Origin of the sequence: Streptomyces sp. 2323.1, from assembly GCF_900221035.1 — a bacterium.
In the GTDB taxonomy this organism is placed as follows: domain Bacteria; phylum Actinomycetota; class Actinomycetes; order Streptomycetales; family Streptomycetaceae; genus Streptomyces; species Streptomyces sioyaensis.
The window spans coordinates 5,123,654-5,139,919 of the sequence record NZ_LT907981.1 but is presented as its reverse complement, the minus strand read 5'-3'; the positions used below and the strand labels follow the sequence as shown (position 1 = coordinate 5,139,919).

General features: G+C 71.5%; 14 protein-coding genes and 1 tRNA gene. 9 read left to right on the top strand and 6 right to left on the bottom strand.

The genetic code is table 11. From position 1 onward, the window contains the following. Window positions 1-30 precede the first annotated feature (30 nt). Window positions 31-1,272 carry a M6 family metalloprotease domain-containing protein gene (locus tag CPH93_RS22115; protein ID WP_096213828.1) on the bottom strand — a complete coding sequence of 414 codons (1,242 nt, stop codon included), beginning with the start codon at window positions 1,270-1,272 and terminating at the stop codon, window positions 31-33. A 361-nt stretch (window positions 1,273-1,633) separates the two neighbouring features. Here CPH93_RS22115 and CPH93_RS22110 point away from each other — a divergent pair, with 361 nt between their 5' ends. Beyond that, a complete protein-coding gene (locus tag CPH93_RS22110; protein WP_096213827.1) occupies window positions 1,634-3,448 on the top strand; it encodes a putative bifunctional diguanylate cyclase/phosphodiesterase in 1,815 nt (604 codons plus the stop codon). 172 nt (window positions 3,449-3,620) lie between these two features. Here the strand turns inward: CPH93_RS22110 and CPH93_RS22105 are convergent, their stop codons facing one another. The 3 genes from CPH93_RS22105 to CPH93_RS22095 form a co-directional block, all read right to left on the bottom strand. Then, window positions 3,621-4,751 (bottom strand): LLM class flavin-dependent oxidoreductase, encoded by a 1,131-nt coding sequence (locus CPH93_RS22105; protein WP_096213826.1) that lies wholly within the window; start codon window positions 4,749-4,751, stop codon window positions 3,621-3,623. 135 nt (window positions 4,752-4,886) lie between these two features. Continuing rightward, window positions 4,887-5,612, bottom strand: coding sequence for a maleate cis-trans isomerase family protein (locus tag CPH93_RS22100; RefSeq protein WP_093483378.1), 726 nt, complete (start codon window positions 5,610-5,612; stop codon window positions 4,887-4,889). Window positions 5,613-5,748: 136 nt separating this feature from the next. Continuing rightward, complete coding sequence (locus tag CPH93_RS22095; protein WP_096213825.1) at window positions 5,749-6,654, bottom strand: maleate cis-trans isomerase family protein; 906 nt, start codon at window positions 6,652-6,654, stop codon at window positions 5,749-5,751. Between the two features lie 209 nt (window positions 6,655-6,863). Here CPH93_RS22095 and CPH93_RS22090 point away from each other — a divergent pair, with 209 nt between their 5' ends. Together CPH93_RS22090 and CPH93_RS22085 are read left to right on the top strand one after the other, a co-directional pair. After that, entirely contained in the window at window positions 6,864-7,829 is a 966-nt protein-coding gene (locus CPH93_RS22090; RefSeq protein WP_096213824.1) for a D-2-hydroxyacid dehydrogenase, read from the top strand. Between the two features lie 81 nt (window positions 7,830-7,910). Next, the gene (locus CPH93_RS22085; RefSeq protein WP_096213823.1) at window positions 7,911-9,335 is read left to right on the top strand and encodes an amidase; all 1,425 of its coding nucleotides are present in this window, start codon (window positions 7,911-7,913) and stop codon (window positions 9,333-9,335) included. On the opposite strand, the gene CPH93_RS22080 is transcribed toward CPH93_RS22085, so the two are convergent. Then, the gene (locus tag CPH93_RS22080; protein WP_006605414.1) at window positions 9,316-9,816 is read right to left on the bottom strand and encodes a DUF3830 family protein; all 501 of its coding nucleotides are present in this window, start codon (window positions 9,814-9,816) and stop codon (window positions 9,316-9,318) included. The genes CPH93_RS22085 and CPH93_RS22080 overlap by 20 nt on opposite strands. 135 nt (window positions 9,817-9,951) lie before the next feature. On the opposite strand from CPH93_RS22080, the gene ehuB reads away from it, so the two are divergent. The 6 genes from ehuB to CPH93_RS22050 all read left to right on the top strand — a co-directional run bounded on the left by ehuB (window position 9,952) and on the right by CPH93_RS22050 (window position 14,351). Continuing rightward, complete coding sequence (gene ehuB, locus CPH93_RS22075) at window positions 9,952-10,863, top strand: ectoine/hydroxyectoine ABC transporter substrate-binding protein EhuB (protein WP_231976920.1); 912 nt, start codon at window positions 9,952-9,954, stop codon at window positions 10,861-10,863. After that, window positions 10,860-11,591: an ectoine/hydroxyectoine ABC transporter permease subunit EhuC gene (ehuC, locus tag CPH93_RS22070; RefSeq protein ID WP_093483383.1), complete on the top strand. Its 732-nt coding sequence runs from the start codon at window positions 10,860-10,862 to the stop codon at window positions 11,589-11,591. The genes ehuB and ehuC overlap by 4 nt, the downstream gene beginning before the upstream one ends. A 32-nt stretch (window positions 11,592-11,623) precedes the next feature. Beyond that, entirely contained in the window at window positions 11,624-12,241 is a 618-nt protein-coding gene (ehuD, locus tag CPH93_RS22065; RefSeq protein WP_231977461.1) for an ectoine/hydroxyectoine ABC transporter permease subunit EhuD, read from the top strand. Continuing rightward, entirely contained in the window at window positions 12,231-13,088 is an 858-nt protein-coding gene (ehuA, locus tag CPH93_RS22060; RefSeq protein ID WP_371126774.1) for an ectoine/hydroxyectoine ABC transporter ATP-binding protein EhuA, read from the top strand. Before ehuD ends, ehuA begins: the two co-directional genes overlap by 11 nt. A gap of 337 nt (window positions 13,089-13,425) precedes the next feature. Next, window positions 13,426-14,184, top strand: a complete 759-nt coding sequence (locus CPH93_RS22055; RefSeq protein ID WP_093483385.1) for an IclR family transcriptional regulator — start codon at window positions 13,426-13,428, stop codon at window positions 14,182-14,184. 93 nt (window positions 14,185-14,277) lie between these two features. After that, a tRNA-Lys gene (locus tag CPH93_RS22050) sits at window positions 14,278-14,351 on the top strand. Window positions 14,352-14,426: 75 nt separating this feature from the next. On the opposite strand, the gene CPH93_RS22045 is transcribed toward CPH93_RS22050, so the two are convergent. Next, on the bottom strand, window positions 14,427-16,193 hold the full coding sequence (locus tag CPH93_RS22045) for an AMP-binding protein (RefSeq protein WP_096213821.1): 1,767 nt from the start codon (window positions 16,191-16,193) through the stop codon (window positions 14,427-14,429). Window positions 16,194-16,266 lie beyond the last annotated feature (73 nt).

The following is a 16,266-nucleotide window of genomic DNA, read 5'->3' as shown; positions in this document are numbered from 1 at the left end:
TGCGCTCCGGTGGTGCGCCGGGCAGGGACGTCAGCCGTGCCCGATCTTGACCGCCCAGTCCCCGTCGGTGGTCCGGCCCGCGACCTGGATGCGGACGCCGTCCTTGGCATCGTCCATGCTCTCCCCGACGCCCAGCGGCGCGTCCGCGAGCGGCGGATAGACCGAGGTGCCCCAGCAGGCCGAGGTGCCGGGGTGGCCGTCGAGGACCTGCACGGGCCCCGAGCCGGAGGCGGTGTCGCTGTGCACGCGGTAGACCAGGACGCCCTCGGCGCACAGCGAGCGGTCGTTGCCCGTGGCATCGCGTGCCTCGATGGCGAGGGCGCTGTCGTGCCCCGTACGCAGCACCAGGAGCCGCGGCCGGCGCCGGGCGCCGGATTCCCCGGGGGCGGACAGCGTCCGCAGCGAGTGCATGGCCGGGCCGGCCAGATCGATGCACTCGACCTGCCGGTCGGTGATCCAGCCGAGCCGCCACTTGTGCCAGGCGAAGGGGTCGGGCGCCAGGCCGAACTGGCTGCCCATGAGGTCCCAGTCGCCGACATAGGTGTCCCAGTCGCCCTTGCCGCCCTCCGGCCGGTGGTAGAGGTCCGGCAGATCGAAGACGTGCCCGGTCTCGTGGGCTAGGACGTTGCGGTCCGGCGGGCTCTGCTCGAAGACGGTGACGAACCGGCGCAGATCGCGGTCGTCGGCATGCATCGGCTGGTCGAGGTTGACGACCTTGGTGGCGTCCGAGTCGACGCCGGGGGCGTCCGGGTCGGCGACGAAATAGACCACGTCGTAGCGGCTGAAGTCGACGGACGGGTCGGCGGCGGCGACCGCGTCGTGCAGATAGGCCGAGCGCCGGTCGGCGTCCCAGTCACGCTGTATCCCGTACGAGGCGGAGGCGCGCGGCATCCGCACCCAGGAGCGGTGGATGTGCGGCCGCAGCCGGAAGTGGCCGTACGAGGCGCGGGCGAAGAAGCCCGAGGTGGCCGGGAAGTAGTCGTGGGACAGCTCCTGCGGGGTGCTCTCGGGCCGGGCGTCCGGGAAGGACAGGTAGATCATGACGGCGTCGAGCCGGCGGTCCGGGCGCGGATAGGAGCCGTTCCAGCCGTCGACCCCCTCGGAGTGGTGCGCGTCGGTGCGTCCCAGGGCGCACGGGAGCACGGCCTCGGAGGCGGTGGCGGGGCCGGCGACGATGGAGGTCGCGATGAGCGCGCTCAGGGACGTGGCGACGGCCGCGAAGCGCCGCAGACGGCGGCGGTCTCCCCCGTCGGGGGTCCGGGCGCGCGGCACATATACCTCCAGGGACGGATTCGGAGACCTCATCTACCCTGGGGCGATTTAATGCTATTCGGCCCGTTTTGGAGACCCGGACGAGTGACCGGCGCGTCTTCGTTGACTCGTAACGGAAAGTCACAAACGACCAACTGGGCATTCGGCGCGAACACAGGCGGACAGAAATGGCTGAAGTTCCGTCATGCGGGCGGAGGATCCCGGTTGCGTCGCTGGATCGGCCGTTGCGCCAGCCTCTATGATCGCCACACTTTCCAGCGCGAGATCCCCCCTCCATCACGAGACAAGCGCCATGCGGGAGCGAGCAGTGAGCGGACACCCCGACAGCCCGGGCCGCACGCCCGGGGCGACGCTCCCCTCAGTGACGGAGCGTAATGGCACGACCAAAGAATCTGCCGAGACCCGGCCCGCCCCCGCCGGCCGCTGCGACGACGGCGCGGCCTCGCTCGGCGACTACCGCGCGGCCTTCTACGCCGGCCGGCTGGCGATGGCCGTGCTCAACCGCGACGGCCTGGTGCTCGCCGCCAACCCCGCCTTCGGCGAACTGGTCGGCACCGACCCGGAGGAACTGGTCGCCACCACCGCGGCGGACCTCACCGACCTCGGCGCCGATCCCCGGCTGTGGACCGCCTACCGCGAGGTGCTGTGCGGGCGCAGCGAACGGCTGCACTGCACCCGCCGGCTCAAACACACCGAGGGGCACTCCGTCTGGGTCGAGGTGACCGTCGAGCCGCTCACCCCGGAGCCGCTCAGCGGCGAGGAGCGGATGCTGCTGTCGGTCGCGGACATCAGCGACCGGCACGATCTGCTGGCCCGGCTGCGGCATCTGCAGATGCACGACCCGGTGACCCGGCTGCCCAACCGGGCGCTGTTCTTCGAGCGGCTCTCCACCGCGCTGGAATCCGCCTCCCTCGGGCCGTCCGGCACCGGCCGGATCGGGCTGTGCTACCTCGACCTGGACGGCTTCAAGGCCGTCAACGACACCCTCGGGCACCGCGTCGGCGACCGGCTGCTGAGCGCGGTGGCGCAGCGGCTGACGCGCTGTGCGGAGAGCGCCGCGGACCGCGGGCCGGGCCGCGCCGGGCATCTGGTCGCGCGACTCGGCGGTGACGAGTTCGCTCTTTTGGTGGAAGACTCCACCGGCACCGAACAGCTGGCCGAGCTCGCCCAGTGCGTCCTGGACGCGCTGCAGCACCCGTTCGACCTGGCCGGGCAGCGGCTGTCGGTCTCGGCGAGCATCGGCGTGGTGGAGCGGGCCGCCGACGGCACCACCGCGACCGGGCTGATGCAGGCCGCGGACACCACGCTGTACTGGGCGAAGGAGGACGGCAAGGCCCGCTGGACGCTCTTCGACCCGGAGCGCAACGCCCACCGGATGACCCGGCAGGCGCTCTCCAGCACCCTGCGGCCGGCCGTCGACCGCGGCGAATTCACCCTGGAGTACCAGCCGCTGGTCGGTCTGGGGGACGGCCGCGCGCAGGGCGTGGAGGCGCTGGTGCGCTGGCGGCATCCGCAGTTCGGGACGCTGTCGCCGAATCGGTTCATCGCGCTGGCGGAGGAGAACGGCGCGATCGTCGAGCTGGGCCGCTGGGTCCTTACGCGGGCCTGTTACCAGGCGCGCGCCTGGCAGCTGGCGCACCCGGGCCAGCCGCTGTTCGTCAGCGTCAATGTGGCCGTACGTCAGGTCTGGGACTCCGACCTGGTCGCCGATGTCGCCGGGATCCTCGCCGAGACGGGGCTGCCGCCGCATCTGCTGCAGCTGGAGCTGACCGAGTCGGCGGTGATGGGCTCGGCCGGCCGGCCGCTGCAGGCCCTGCAGGCGCTGAGCGACATGGGCGTACGGATCGCCATCGACGACTTCGGCACCGGCTACTCCAACCTCGCCTACCTCAGCCGCCTGCCGGTGTCGGTACTGAAACTGGACGGCTCCTTCGTCCGCGGCTTCCGCTCGCAGGAGCACCCCAACCCCGCGGACGAGATGATCGTCGAGGCACTGGTGGCACTGGCGCACCGGCTCGGCCTCACGGTCACCGCCGAGTGCGTGGAGAGCGCCGAACAGGCCGAGCGCCTCCGCCGGATCGGCTGCGACACCGGCCAGGGCTGGCTCTACTCCCGCCCGGTGGCACCGGACCGGGTGGCGGCCCTCCTCGACGCGGGCCGTCACACGGGCGCCTGAGCGGACCACGTACGCCCAATAGCTCCCGGGCGCGGGCGGACCCGGACGCGCCGGTGCGGGCGGAACAACGTTCCGCCCGCACCGAAAAAAGAATCCCGCCGCAACGGCGCGCAACCCCCACGGCGGGGGCCCGGCGGAATCACCACCGCCCGCAACCACCACGTACGAACGCCTACGCCGGCAGGCCATACGCATCGGCGATCAGCTCGTACGAACGCAGCCGGGCCGCGCCCCCATGGGCGTTGGCCGTGATCATCAGCTCGTCGGCGCCGGTGCGCTTGGCGAGGTCGTCCAGGCCCTGGCGGACCGCGTCCGGGGTCCCGTGGACGACATTGCCGAGCCAGCTGTCGACGAAGCGGCGCTCCGCCTCCTGGAAGGGGTACGCCTCGGCCTCCTCCGGGGTGGGGACCAGACCGGGGCGGCCGGTGCGCAGCCGGACCATGGACAGCGCGCCGGTCATGACCTGACGGCGGGCCTCCTGCTCGTCCTCGGCGGCCAGCGCCGCGACCCCGATCAGGGCGTACGGCTCCGCGAGCACCTCGGAGGGGCGGAAGGAGGCGCGGTAGAGGTCCAGCGCGGGGAGGGTGTGGGCGGCGGAGAAGTGGTGCGCGAAGGCGAACGGCAGGCCGAGCGAGCCGGCCAGCCGGGCGCTGAAACCGGACGAGCCGAGCAGCCACACGGGCGGCCGGTGGGCGGACTGGACCCCGCCGGGCGAGGTGGCCTGGACCGGGCCGGGGACCGCATGGATCCCGGCGTACGGATGGCCGTCGGGGAAGGAGTCGTCGAGGAAGCGGGTCAACTCGGCCAGCTGCTGCGGGAATTCTTCCGCACCCTCGTGGTGCGGACCCCTGCGGAGCGCGGCGGCCGTGGCGCCGTCCGTGCCCGGTGCCCGGCCCAGCCCCAGGTCGATGCGGCCGGGAGCCATCGCCTCCAGGGTGCCGAACTGCTCGGCGATGACCAGCGGGGCGTGGTTGGGCAGCATCACGCCGCCCGAGCCGAGCCGGATGCGCTCGGTGTGGGCGGCGAGATGGGCGAGGAGGACCGCGGGCGAGGAGGACGCGACGCCGGGCATGGAGTGGTGTTCGGCGACCCAGTAGCGGTGGAAGCCGCGGCGTTCGGCCGTACGGGCCAGCTCGACGGCGGTGCGCACCGCATCGGACGCGGTGTGGCCGGCGCCGACCGTCACCAGGTCGAGCACCGACAGCGGGACCGGGGCACTGCCCAGAGCGGTGCCCCGTATCCCGTCGCCGCCCTCGCGGATCGTCTCGCTGCTGCCCCGGATCTCGTCCGCTTCACCGCTCACGGTGCGGTCCTCCTCGCGTCGCTGGTCTGCCGGGAGGACAACCGGAGAGTATCTCCACTTATTCCCGGGTCAGATCCCGTGGGGAGGACCGCTTCCCGGGCCGGGGCGCGGGCCGCAGCGTCCGGCCGCCCGGGGTCAGACGTGCGCGGTCCGGGAGAAGAGGGTGCCGAGCACCGGGCAGGAGAGCGTGCGGTCGAGCAGCCGCAGCCCCTCCCAGACCGTCACCTGGTTCGCGGTGAGCACCGGCTTGCGCAGCTCCGCTTCGAGGGCCGGCAGATGGTCGGCGGTGTGCAGCGCGGTGTCCGGCAGCAGCACCACCTCGGCATCGGGATGGTCGCCGGCGCGGGCCAGTGCCAGCACCTCCTCGCGGCCCCAGGTGCCGACCTCGGCGGCGGTGATGATGCCGCTGGCGCGGGTCGAGACGACCTCCGTCCCGGCGGACTTCAAGAACGCGTGGAAGTGCTCGGCCACGTCGTCGGGGTAGGTGGCCGCGATCGCGACCCGCCGTGCCCCGAGCGCCTGGACGGCATGGGCGAACGCGAAGGACGTACTGGAGGCGGGCAGGCCGGCGGTGGCGGACAGCTCCCGGACCTGTTCGTGGGCGCCTTCCCAGCCGAAGACGAAGCTGGCGCTGGTGCAGGACCAGACGACGGCCTCGGCGCCGCGCTCCTTGAGCTCGTCGACGCCGGCCGCCAGCCGCGCGGCGGAGCCCATCTCCAGCAGCGCGTCGACGCGGTGGGCGTCCTCGCCGATGTCGGTGTGGACCAGCGGCAGGCGGACCGTGCCGCCCAGGAACTCTTCGATCCGGGGGTAGTCGTCCTCCGCGGAGTATCCGGGATAGAGGAAGCCGACCGATGCCATGCATGTCTCCCTTGCGTGTACGACTGCGGGTGCCGGGGCGTTCGTGGATGCGTTGACGGGTGGAGCGGTGCGGTACGGACGGAGCACTGCCGGCGAGCGGGATCACGCCGGCAGCGTCCGGGCCCGGGGCGGACCCTCAGACCGGGGGCAGACCTCCGGTGTCCTCGGGTGGGTAGGGCGGCGGTTCGAGGCCGTCGGCCACCTCCCCCTCCGGTGGCGCGGGAGGCCCGGCGAAGGCGGCCTCGGGGGTCGCCCGCGGTCCGGTGTCCACCGGCTCCGATCCGTTCATCGCGGCCGGCCCGCGCCGTGCCACCGGATCGAGCAGCGCCTGATACGGCCCCACCGCCGCGACGCCGATGGCGCGCAGCGCGGCCCACATCGTGACCTGGTTGGCCGACAGCACCGGCATCCGCAGCTCGGCCTCCAGCTGCGGGATGACGTCGTACGTCGGCAGGTTCGTGCAGCTGATGAAGAGGGCCTCGGTGTCACCGACCACGGCCGCGCGGGCCATGTCGACGACATCGCGGTAGGGCACCTTCCAGATGTGCCGGGTCAGCCCGAGATAGGCGCGGCCGGTGACCGTGATGCCCGCCTCGCCGAGGAAGTCCTCCAGGGAGTCGGTGACCGATTTCGTATAGGGCGTGACCACGGCGATGCGCCGTGCGCCGATCTCGCGCACCGCTTCGATCAGCGCGCCCGAGGTGGTGAGGGAGGGCACCTCCCCCGCCTGGACCATGGCAGCGCACATGGCCCGCTCGCCCGCCACCCCTCCGACGAAGCTGCCGGAGGTGCAGGCATAGGAGATGACCTGCGGTGATACCGCGCACAGCGCCTGGACCGCGGCGTCCAGGGTTTCGTGCTCGCTGACCAGCCGGGCCAGGTCGAGGCTGACCTCGACCGGCACGAAGGGTGTTCGGGTGAGGTGGAGGGACACGTCGTCGGGCACCCATCGCCACAGCTCTCGGTCGAGCGCGAAGTCGAAGGGAGCGACAACACCCACGCCGAGCTGCGGCTGTGGGCCACCCAGAAAAGAGACGTCCATGAAGGCCCCTAGAACAACAACGAAGGGCTGGAATGGCCAGGCCAGTGGCCGAGGAGGAGGTGCAGCCGGATCAAGCCGGGACGTCGGGACAGTGCCGTTGTTGACACGGTAGATACGACTTCTTAGCGTGGTCAATCCTCGCATCTCAGGCATCTGTCGGCGCCCCCTTTCCATTGAAGGGGGCTCACGTTTCAGAACGGTTTCTGGCTATGTCCGAAAGCACCGTCCTCGTCCTTGGATCCGACCCTCCGCCGAAGCTGGACCGGCTCGCCGGCCGGGCGCGGGTGATCTTCACCGACGAGGAGTCGCTCGCCGACCGACTCCCCTCCGCCGACGTGTTGTTGGCCTGGGATTTCACCTCCGAGGCGATCCGCAGAGCCTGGCCGGAGCAGGGCCCCAAACCGGGGTGGGTGCACACCGCCAGCGCGGGAGTGGATCAGCTGCTGTGCCCGGCGCTGATCGCCGACGACACCGTGGTGACCAATGCCCGCGGCGTCTTCGAGCAGCCGATCGCCGAGTACGTCGCCGGGCTGGTGATCGCGATGGCGAAGGACTTCTACGGAAGTTGGGAGCTCCAGCGGCAGCGGCGCTGGCGGCACCGCGAGACGCTGCGGCTGGCCGGGAGCCGGGCCGTCGTGGTGGGCTCCGGGCCGATCGGCCGGGCCATCGGCAGCACCCTGCTGGCTCTGGGCATCAAGGTCGATCTGGTCGGCCGCCGGGAGCGCCGGGACGATCCGCGCTTCGGCCGGGTGCACCCGAGTGAGGCGCTGGACGGGCTGCTGCCCCATGCGGACTGGGTGATCTGCGCGGCGCCGCTGACCGACGCCACCCGCGGGCTGTTCGACAAGGCGGCCTTCGAGCGGATGCCGCAGCGGGCCCGGTTCATCAACGTCGGGCGCGGGCCGCTGGTCGTCGAGGCCGATCTGGTCGCGGCGCTGCGCGCCTGGCGGATCGCGGCGGCGGCGCTGGACGTCTTCGAGCAGGAGCCGCTCACCACGGACAGCCCGCTGTGGGACGTACCGCATCTGATCGTCTCGCCCCACATGAGCGGCGACACCCTGGGCTGGCGGGACGCCCTCGCCGAGCAGTTCCAGGACAACTTCGACAAGTGGTCGGCGGGCGAGCCGCTGGACAACGTCGTCGACAAACGGCTCGGGTACGTACCGGTGCATTGACGGCGCCCGGCCGCCTGGCCCGGCGCGCGGCAGTCCCGCTCCCCCACCGCCCCGCCGGGGCGGCCGACGCTCGGAGGACGCATGACCACCGAACCGACCCACCTCGCCGACCTCACCGCCACCCGGCTCACCGCCGGGTACGCGGCCGGCGAATTCTCCCCCGTCGAGGCGGCCCGGGCGGTGCTGGAGCGCGCCGAGGCCGCCCAGTCCGCGACGAACTGCTTCACCCGGATCGACGCGGACGAGGCGCTGGCGGGCGCCCGGGAATCGGAGGAGCGCTGGCGGGCCGGTGAACCGGCCGGTCCGCTGGACGGGGTCCCGGTCACCGTCAAGGATCTGATCCTCACCCGGGGCGCCCCGACGCTGCGCGGTTCGCGCACGGTGCGGGCCGAGGGCCCCTGGGACGAGGACGCCCCGTCGGTCGCCCGGCTGCGGGAGTCCGGTGCGGTGTTCGTCGGCAAGACCACCACCCCCGAGTTCGGCTGGAAGGGCGTCACCGACAGTCCGCGGCACGGGGTGACGGGCAATCCGTACGACCCGGCGCGCACCGCGGGCGGCTCCAGCGGCGGCAGCGCGGCGGCGGTGGCCTCGGGGGCGGGGCCGCTGAGCCTGGGCACGGACGGCGGCGGCTCGGTGCGCATCCCGGGGTCGTTCTGCGGGATCTTCGCGCTCAAGGCGACCTACGGGCGGGTGCCGCTGTATCCGGCGAGCCCGTTCGGGACGCTGGCGCACGTCGGGCCGATGACCCGGGACGCGGCGGACGCGGCGCTGGCGATGGACGTGATCTGCGGGGCGGACTGGCGGGACTGGTCCCAGCTCGGTCCAGCGGCCGGCTCGTTCCGAGCGGAGCTGGCCGGCCCGGTGTCCGGACTGCGGGTGGCCTACAGCCCGTCGCTCGGCTGGAAGGTGCCGGTCGCTCCGGAGGTTGCCGCGGCGGTCCGCCGGGCCGTCGACACCCTCGCCGGGCTCGGTGCGTCCGTCGAGGAGATCGACCCGGGCATCGCGGACCCCGTGGAGGCCTTCCACACGCTGTGGTTCAGCGGCGCGGCCCGGGTGGTGCAGCATCTGGACGACGCGGACCGGGCCCTGCTCGACCCGGGGCTCCAGGAGATCTGCGCACAGGGTGCCCGCTACAGTGCGCTGGACTATCTCGCGGCGGTCGACACCCGGATGGCGCTCGGTCAGGCCATGGGCCGCTTCCACAGCGCCTACGACCTGCTGGTGACCCCGACGGTACCGATCACCGCCTTCGAAGCGGACGCCGAGGTGCCGTCCGGATCGGGCCACACCCGCTGGACCGGCTGGACCCCGTTCACCTACCCCTTCAACCTCACCCAGCAGCCGGCCGCGACGCTGCCGTGCGGGGTGGACGGCGACGGGCTGCCGATCGGCGTCCAGCTGGTCGGTGCGCGGCATGCGGACGCGCTGGTGCTGCGCGCCGCACATGCCCTCTACGAGGCGGGGACCGCACAGATCCCCGCGCCCGCTACGCCCGCCGGAAGCTGAGGGTCTCCCCCAACGCCCCGGCCCGCCACAGGTCCTGACAGGCGTCGGCCATCCGGTCCAGGTTGTCGACGACGCTGCCCCACACAATGCCCGGCACCCAGCCCGCGTCGCCGTTGATCAGCAGATTGTTGCGCTCGTAGAACAGCGCGAGATCGACGACGGTGGCGCGGCCCTGGTGTGCGGCCTGGGTCTCGTAACCGTAGGACTTCGTCCCCAGTTGTGTGTCCGTGAAGGTGAAGTAACACAGATCGCCGGGGATCGGAGTGATCGTCGGGTTCTCCAGCGGCGGCTCCTCAGGAGCGAACGGCGCGAGCAGGGCGTAGATCTCGTTGCGGGCGTATTTGGCGTGGTAGACGTCGCCGCCGAGCGGGAGTGCGTCCCACACGGCATTGCAGGTGATCGGCGCGCGGTCGTCGAGCAACTTGGCCGTGCAGCTCACGCCGCGCTTGTCCAGGGAGACTTCGATGAAGCGATCGGTCATGCCCCCGATCGTAGGTGGGCAATACCGGCGTACGGAACAACTCCGCGGCGCTTGCATCAAGGGCCGGAAACGATCGGCATATATGCCGGGGGTCCGGGTAGTCGCGCGCCCATGGCTCCACCACAGGAGAACAGAATGATCAATAGAAAATTGACCGGCGGAATCCGACGCCGATCGCTGCTCGCGGGGGTGGCGGCGCTCGGCGCAGCAGGTGCGATGGGAGCGGGCACCGGCTGCTCACGGGTCGACGTCACCGGGGCGACCGGCGGCGGACACCAGCTGGAGGATCTGCGGAAAAAGGGCACCGTCCGCATGGGAATCGCCAGCGAACCGCCCTATGCCTCCATCAACAGCAAGGGTCAACTGACCGGCGAGGCCCCTGCGGTCGCCAAGACGATCTTCCGGCGGCTGGGCATCAAGAACTTCGAGCCGGTACCCGTCGAATTCGGCGCTCTGGTGCCCGGTCTGCATTCGTTCCAGTACGACGTGATCGTCGCGGGCATGTTCATCAACAAGGCGCGCTGTGCGGCCGTCCTCTTCTCCGACCCGGATTACGAGAGCAAGGACGCCTTCCTCGTCCTGAAGGGCAACCCGAAAAAAATCCACTCCTATGCGGACATCGCCAAGGGGAAATACCGGATGGGTTCCGGTATCGGCTATGCGGAGATCGACTACGCGGTCGGCAACGGCGTCAAGAAGAGCTCGATCCAGACCTACGGCGACCAGATCGCCGGCATGGAGGCCCTGGAGGCCGGCCGGATCGACGTCTTCGCCGGCACCGCGCTGACCATGATCGAGGCGCTGAAGACCGGCGCCCACCCCAAGGTGGGGATGACCAAGCCGTTCACGCCGGAGGTCGACGGCAAGCCCCAGCGCGACGGCGGCGGCTACGGCTTCCGCATCGGCGAGACCAAGCTGCGCGACGCCTTCAACCACGAGCTGCACAAGATGAAGAAGAGCGGCGAACTCCTGCGCATCGCCGAGCCGTACGGCTTCACCAAGGAGTTCCAGACCGACCTCACGGCGAAGGAGCTCTGTAAGAAGTGACCGGCGCTCTGTGGAATCTCTTCTTCGAGGGGCTGTGGATCACCATCCAGCTGATGGTCTACAGCGCCGCCCTGGCCGCGGTCGTCGCCTTCAGCATCGGCCTCGCCCGCACCTCACGGTTCTGGATCATCCGCTTCCTGTCCGGTGTCTATGTGGAATTCTTCCGCGGCACCTCGGCACTGGTGCTGATGTTCTGGCTGTTCTTCGCACTGCCGCTGCTGGGCTGGCAGTTGGTCGGCATCTGGGCGGGCACCCTGGCACTGGGCCTGTCGTACGGCGCGTACGGCTCCGAGATCGTCCGCGGCTCCGTCCAGGCGGTGGCCCCCGCCCAGCGTGAGGCGGCCATCGCGCTGAGCTTCACGCCCTGGCAGCGGCTGCAGAAGGTGATCCTGCCGCAGGCCGTCCCCGAGATGATGCCGCCGTTCAACAACCTGCTGATCGAGCTCCTCAAGGGCACCGCGCTGGCCTCGCTGCTGTCCATCGGCGAACTCACCTTCCAGGCCAAGCTGGCCCGGCTGTCGACCGGTCAGAGCGCCCAGATCTACGGCATCATCCTCGTCCTCTACTTCGCCGTCGCGTTCGTGCTGACCCGGATCATGCGGGTCCTGGAACGCCGCGCCAAGGCCTCGATCGGCCGGGCGGTGCCCAAGGGCGAGGGCTGGTTCTCCCGCAAGCTGCCCGTCGAAAAGCAGGGTCCCGAGGCGCTGGCCACCGGAGGCAAGCCGTGAACAACTGGTCGTGGAGCTATGTCGGCGAGATCATGCCCGACATCCTCAAGGGGCTGTGGATCACCGTCCAGGCGACGATCTACGGCTCGCTGGTGTCGTTCGCGCTCGGCCTCGTCTGGGCGCTGGCACTGCGCGCGCCGAGCCGCTGGGTGACCTGGCCGGTGAGCGTCTTCGTCGAGTTCATCCGCAACACCCCGCTGCTGGTGCAGCTGTTCTTCCTGTTCTTCGTCCTGCCGAGCTGGGGGCTGACCTTCGCCCCGCTGACCACCGGCGTCATCGGCCTGGGCCTGCACTACTCGACGTACACCTCCGAGGTCTACCGCGCCGGCATCGAGGGTGTCCCGCCCGGCCAGTGGGAGGCCGCGACGGCGCTGAGCCTGCCGGCCCGGCGCACCTGGATCGCGGTGATCCTGCCGCAGGCGTTCCGCCGGGTGGTGCCGGCGCTGGGCAACTACGTCATCGCGATGTTCAAGGACACGCCGCTGCTGGCCGGTATCACCGTCGCCGACATGCTCTTCCAGGCGAACAGCATCAGCGCCACCACCTTCGACTACCTGGAGCCGATCACCGTCGTCGGCATCCTCTTCGTGGTCATCTCCTACCCCACCTCCCTCCTCCTGCGAGCCCTGGAGCGTCGCCTTGTCCGCTGACAGCAATCACCCGAAGGACCACACCGGAGACACGGCGAACCCTGCGGCGGAGGGGGGCACTTCCCGGACGGAGTCCGGGGAAGGCGCCGAGCTGATCCGCTTCGACAAGGTCACCAAGCGGTTCGGGACCAACACCGTCCTGGACTCCCTGGACTTCACCGTCTCGTCGGGCAAGCACGTCACCCTCATCGGCCCGTCCGGCTCCGGCAAGACCACGATCCTGCGGCTGCTGATGACGCTGCTGAAGCCGGACGAGGGCACGATCAAGGTCGGCGGCCAGTATCTGACGCACGAGGAGAAGGGCGGCAAGCTCGTACCGGCCGGGGAGAAGCACACCCGCGAGGTCCGCAAGAAGATCGGCATGGTCTTCCAGCAGTTCAACCTCTTCCCCAACATGAAGGTGCTGCGGAACATCACCGAGGCGCCGGTGCACGTCCTCGGGATGGACAAGGACGCCGCCGAGGAGCGGGCCCGCGATCTCCTCGACCTGGTGGGCCTGACCGAGCATCTCGACAAGTACCCCACCCAGCTCTCCGGCGGCCAGCAGCAGCGGGTCGCCATCGCCCGGGCGCTGGCGATGCGCCCGCAGGTGCTGCTGCTGGACGAGGTGACCTCGGCGCTCGACCCGGAGCTGGTGGCCGGGGTGCTGGACGTGCTGCGGGACATCGCCCACACCACGGACATCACGATGCTGTGCGTCACCCACGAGATGAACTTCGCCCGGGACATCTCCGACGACGTCCTGATGTTCGACGCCGGACGGGTCATCGAGTCCGGCTCCCCGGAGAAGATCTTCACCGAGCCGGAACACGAGCGCACCCGGGAGTTCCTGAGCGCCGTGCTGTGAACGGCAGGCCGTAGGCGAGGGGTTGGGGTGGTGTGTCCCTGCGGGGGCACACCACCCGCTGCCGTTCCCGGCCCGTGCGAATGGCCGGATCCCCCTCGCGGCCCGACGACTCCCGGACATCCGGCCTTGTGACCTTGGCATATGCCAATGTCTCTCGCCCCAGTCCAGAAAACCGGAGCGCGCTTCTTTTCGGTCAAGACCCCCTCCGCCGAAGGCCGTTGGCCGCTATCGTGAGCGGCAGCCCCCGTTGTCCGGGAGCGGCCGGGCATCGTCCGCCGGCCCGTGACCACCGGCGGAGGTCACGACGCAAGCGGTACCAACCTGCTAGGGGGACACCGTGGCGCTGAAGCCCGAGCCGACCGCGCCGTTCCATTCGGTGCAGTACGCCCTTCGCGTACTCGAAACGATCTCCAGGCACGCCGGCGGCGTGACCGATGCGCAGATCGCCCGCGACACCGGCCTGTCCCCCGGCCACCTCGCCCACATGCTGTCGATGCTCCGGCGCGAGGGCTATGTCGAGCAGCTCTCCGACGGCGCGTACGTCATCGGCGACGCCCTGCTGCTCCTGGGCTCGGGCAGCGAACGCAACCGGGCCCTGCGCGACAAGCTTCAGCTCACCCTCGACCAGCTGCGCGACTCGGTCGGCGCGGCGGTCTACATCAGCCGGTACATCGACGGCGAGGTGAAGATCCTCCACTACGCCGACGGGCCGCTGGCTCCCAAGGTCAACGAGTGGGCCGAGTTCCACCGCACCGCGCATGCCAGCGCGGTCGGCAAATGCCTGCTCGCCCAGCTCGACCACGACGGCCGCAAGGACCACCTCTCCCGGCACAAGACCGCCCGGCTCACCTCCCGGACGATCACCAACGAGAAGGTCCTGTTCCACAAGCTCGACAGCCAGCCGCCCACGGTCCCCGTACTCGATCTCCAGGAGTACGCCGTCGGCACGGTCTGTGCGGCCGTGCCGATCACCGCCGGTTCGACGGTCGGCTGCCTGGCCCTGTCCATGCCGTTGGAGCACGCCCACCGGCTGCGCCAGGCCGCCGACGCCCTCAACCGCAAGGCCGCTCCGGTACTGCTGTCGCTGGCGATCTGAGCCGGGTCGCGACCGGGCGGGACCGGCGCCCGGCGCTCCTGGCAGTGGTCCGGAGCACCCCTCTCGACCAGGTAGTATTTCTTTCGTCAGCGCGCGCCGCTAGCTCAGTTGGTTAGAGCAGCTGACTCTTAATCAGCGGGTCCGGGGTTCGAGTCCCTGGCGGCGCACGTATCGAGTGGGCGTTTCCGGTTCTCCGGGAACGCCCACTCTGCTGTGTGGCGGGCCGACGGGCGGCCACCGGCTCAGCGGTCCAGAAGGTGCGCCCGGTCGTGCTCGCGGTAGAGCGCCAGGAGGGCGGACCGGTCCCCGGCGGTGAACGGGCGGTAGGTGCTGCCGGCGGGGAGGGCCCGGGCGGCCGGGCCCGTCGGGGTGAGCGGGGACCACCAGACCGGGTCCGGGCACCGGAACCCTTCCCGCCGCAGGGCGACGCGGTGCACCTTGTTCGTGGCGGTCGCCGGCAGCGCGGCCATCGTCCGGACGAAGCGGGGCGCCATCTTCGTGCCGAGATCGGGCTGGGCGGCGAGGAAGGCCATGAAATCGTCCGGGTCGAACGCGACGCCGTCCGGCACCGCGAGGGCCGCCATGACCTGGTCGCCGGCGACGGGATCGGGCACCGCATAGACGGCGGCGCCGGCGGCCGGGGCGTAACGGGCGAGGATGTTCTCGATCATCGTGGCGGCCAGATTCTCGCTGTCGACCCGCAGCCGGTCGTCCGTCCGCCCGGCGAAGTGGAAGAAGCCCGCGGCGTCCCGGAAGAAGAGGTCGCCGGTCCAGTACCAGCCTGCGCCGGTCCCCTCGGCGCCCCGGCCGCGGGTACGGGCGGCGGTCGCCTCCGGGTTGCGCCAGTAGCCCTCGAAGGAGCTGCGGCCGCGGTTGACCAGCTCGCCGATCGCCTCCGCGCCGTTCAGCAGCCGGCCGGCCGGATCGAGGCGGGCGGGTGGCAGCTCGGCGCCGGTCTCCGGGTCGACGACGGCGAGATCGTCGCCGGGCGCGGGCCGGCCGAGGGCGCCGGGCGGGGTGTCCGGGGTGCGCTGGAGCGCGGCGCCGCCCTCGGAGGAGCCGTACCCCTCCGTCAGGCGGACGCCGAACCGTTCGGCGAAGCGGGCGGCGTCGACGGCGCCCGCCTCGGTGCCGAACCCGCGGCGCAGCGGATGGTCCCGGTCGTCGGGGGCGGGCGGGGTGGCGAGCAGATACTGCACGGCCCGGCCGACATAGGTGAAGTAGGTGGCCCCGTAGCGGCGGACGTCGGGGAGGAAGGCGGAGGCCGAGAAGCGGCGGACCAGCGCCACGGCCGCGCCGCCGGCGAGCGCCGGGGCCCAGCCGGCGATCACGGCATTGCCGTGGAACATCGGCATGCAGAGGTAGTGGACATCGTCCCGGCGCACCCCGAGACGGCCGGCCAGCGCGTGCCCGGCGGCGGCCAGCCGGCCCTGGCTGCAGACGGCGGCCTTGGGGGCGCCGGTGGAGCCGGAGGTGAAGGTGAGCAGCATCCGGGTGGCGGGCGCCGGGGTGCCGCCGGGGCCGGAGGTGATCTCGTCGGGCGTCGTGCCCTCGTACGGCGCGAGCAGCTGCCGGTAGGCCGGGTCGTCCACGACGAGGATCCGCTCGGGCGGGAGCGGGAGGGCCAGGCCGGACAGGAGCGGCAGCCGGGCGCGCTCGGTGATCAGCAGCGCGCAGTCGGTGTGGGCGAGGTCGCGGGCGAGCTCCGGGCCGCGGCGGGTGGGGTTGAGCCCGGCGACGGCGGCCCTGGCGAGCGCCGCCGCACTCAGCCACAGCGGATACTCCGGGACGTTGTCGAGCAGCACCCCCACGTGCGGCGGCACCCCACGCGGCAGCAGCTCGCGCAGCAACGCCGCCCGCGCCGCGGCGCCGCCCGCCAGCTGGTGATGGGTGAGCCGCAGCTCCCCGTACTTCGCCCCCACCCGGTGATCGCCCCACTGCGCCCGGACGAGCTCCGCGAGGGTGGCGGCGCCGGAACTGCCGCTGGGGGCGAGGCTGTTGGCTGCCATGGGGGTGGAGGGTAGCTGACGTCGCGTCAGATTTGGAGACCGGCGCGTACGCTCCTGCGGCCGCCGCCGGGGG

Coding starts and splice junctions, on each gene's coding strand:
- CPH93_RS22100 (WP_093483378.1), bottom strand. CDS start 5,612: ATGGCATCGGTCGGCTTCCTCTATCCCGGATACTCCGCGGAGGACGAC.
- CPH93_RS22095 (WP_096213825.1), bottom strand. CDS start 6,654: ATGGACGTCTCTTTTCTGGGTGGCCCACAGCCGCAGCTCGGCGTGGGT.
- CPH93_RS22090 (WP_096213824.1), top strand. CDS start 6,864: ATGTCCGAAAGCACCGTCCTCGTCCTTGGATCCGACCCTCCGCCGAAG.
- CPH93_RS22085 (WP_096213823.1), top strand. CDS start 7,911: ATGACCACCGAACCGACCCACCTCGCCGACCTCACCGCCACCCGGCTC.
- CPH93_RS22080 (WP_006605414.1), bottom strand. CDS start 9,816: ATGACCGATCGCTTCATCGAAGTCTCCCTGGACAAGCGCGGCGTGAGC.
- ehuB (WP_231976920.1), top strand. CDS start 9,952: ATGATCAATAGAAAATTGACCGGCGGAATCCGACGCCGATCGCTGCTC.
- ehuD (WP_231977461.1), top strand. CDS start 11,624: ATGCCCGACATCCTCAAGGGGCTGTGGATCACCGTCCAGGCGACGATC.
- CPH93_RS22045 (WP_096213821.1), bottom strand. CDS start 16,193: ATGGCAGCCAACAGCCTCGCCCCCAGCGGCAGTTCCGGCGCCGCCACC.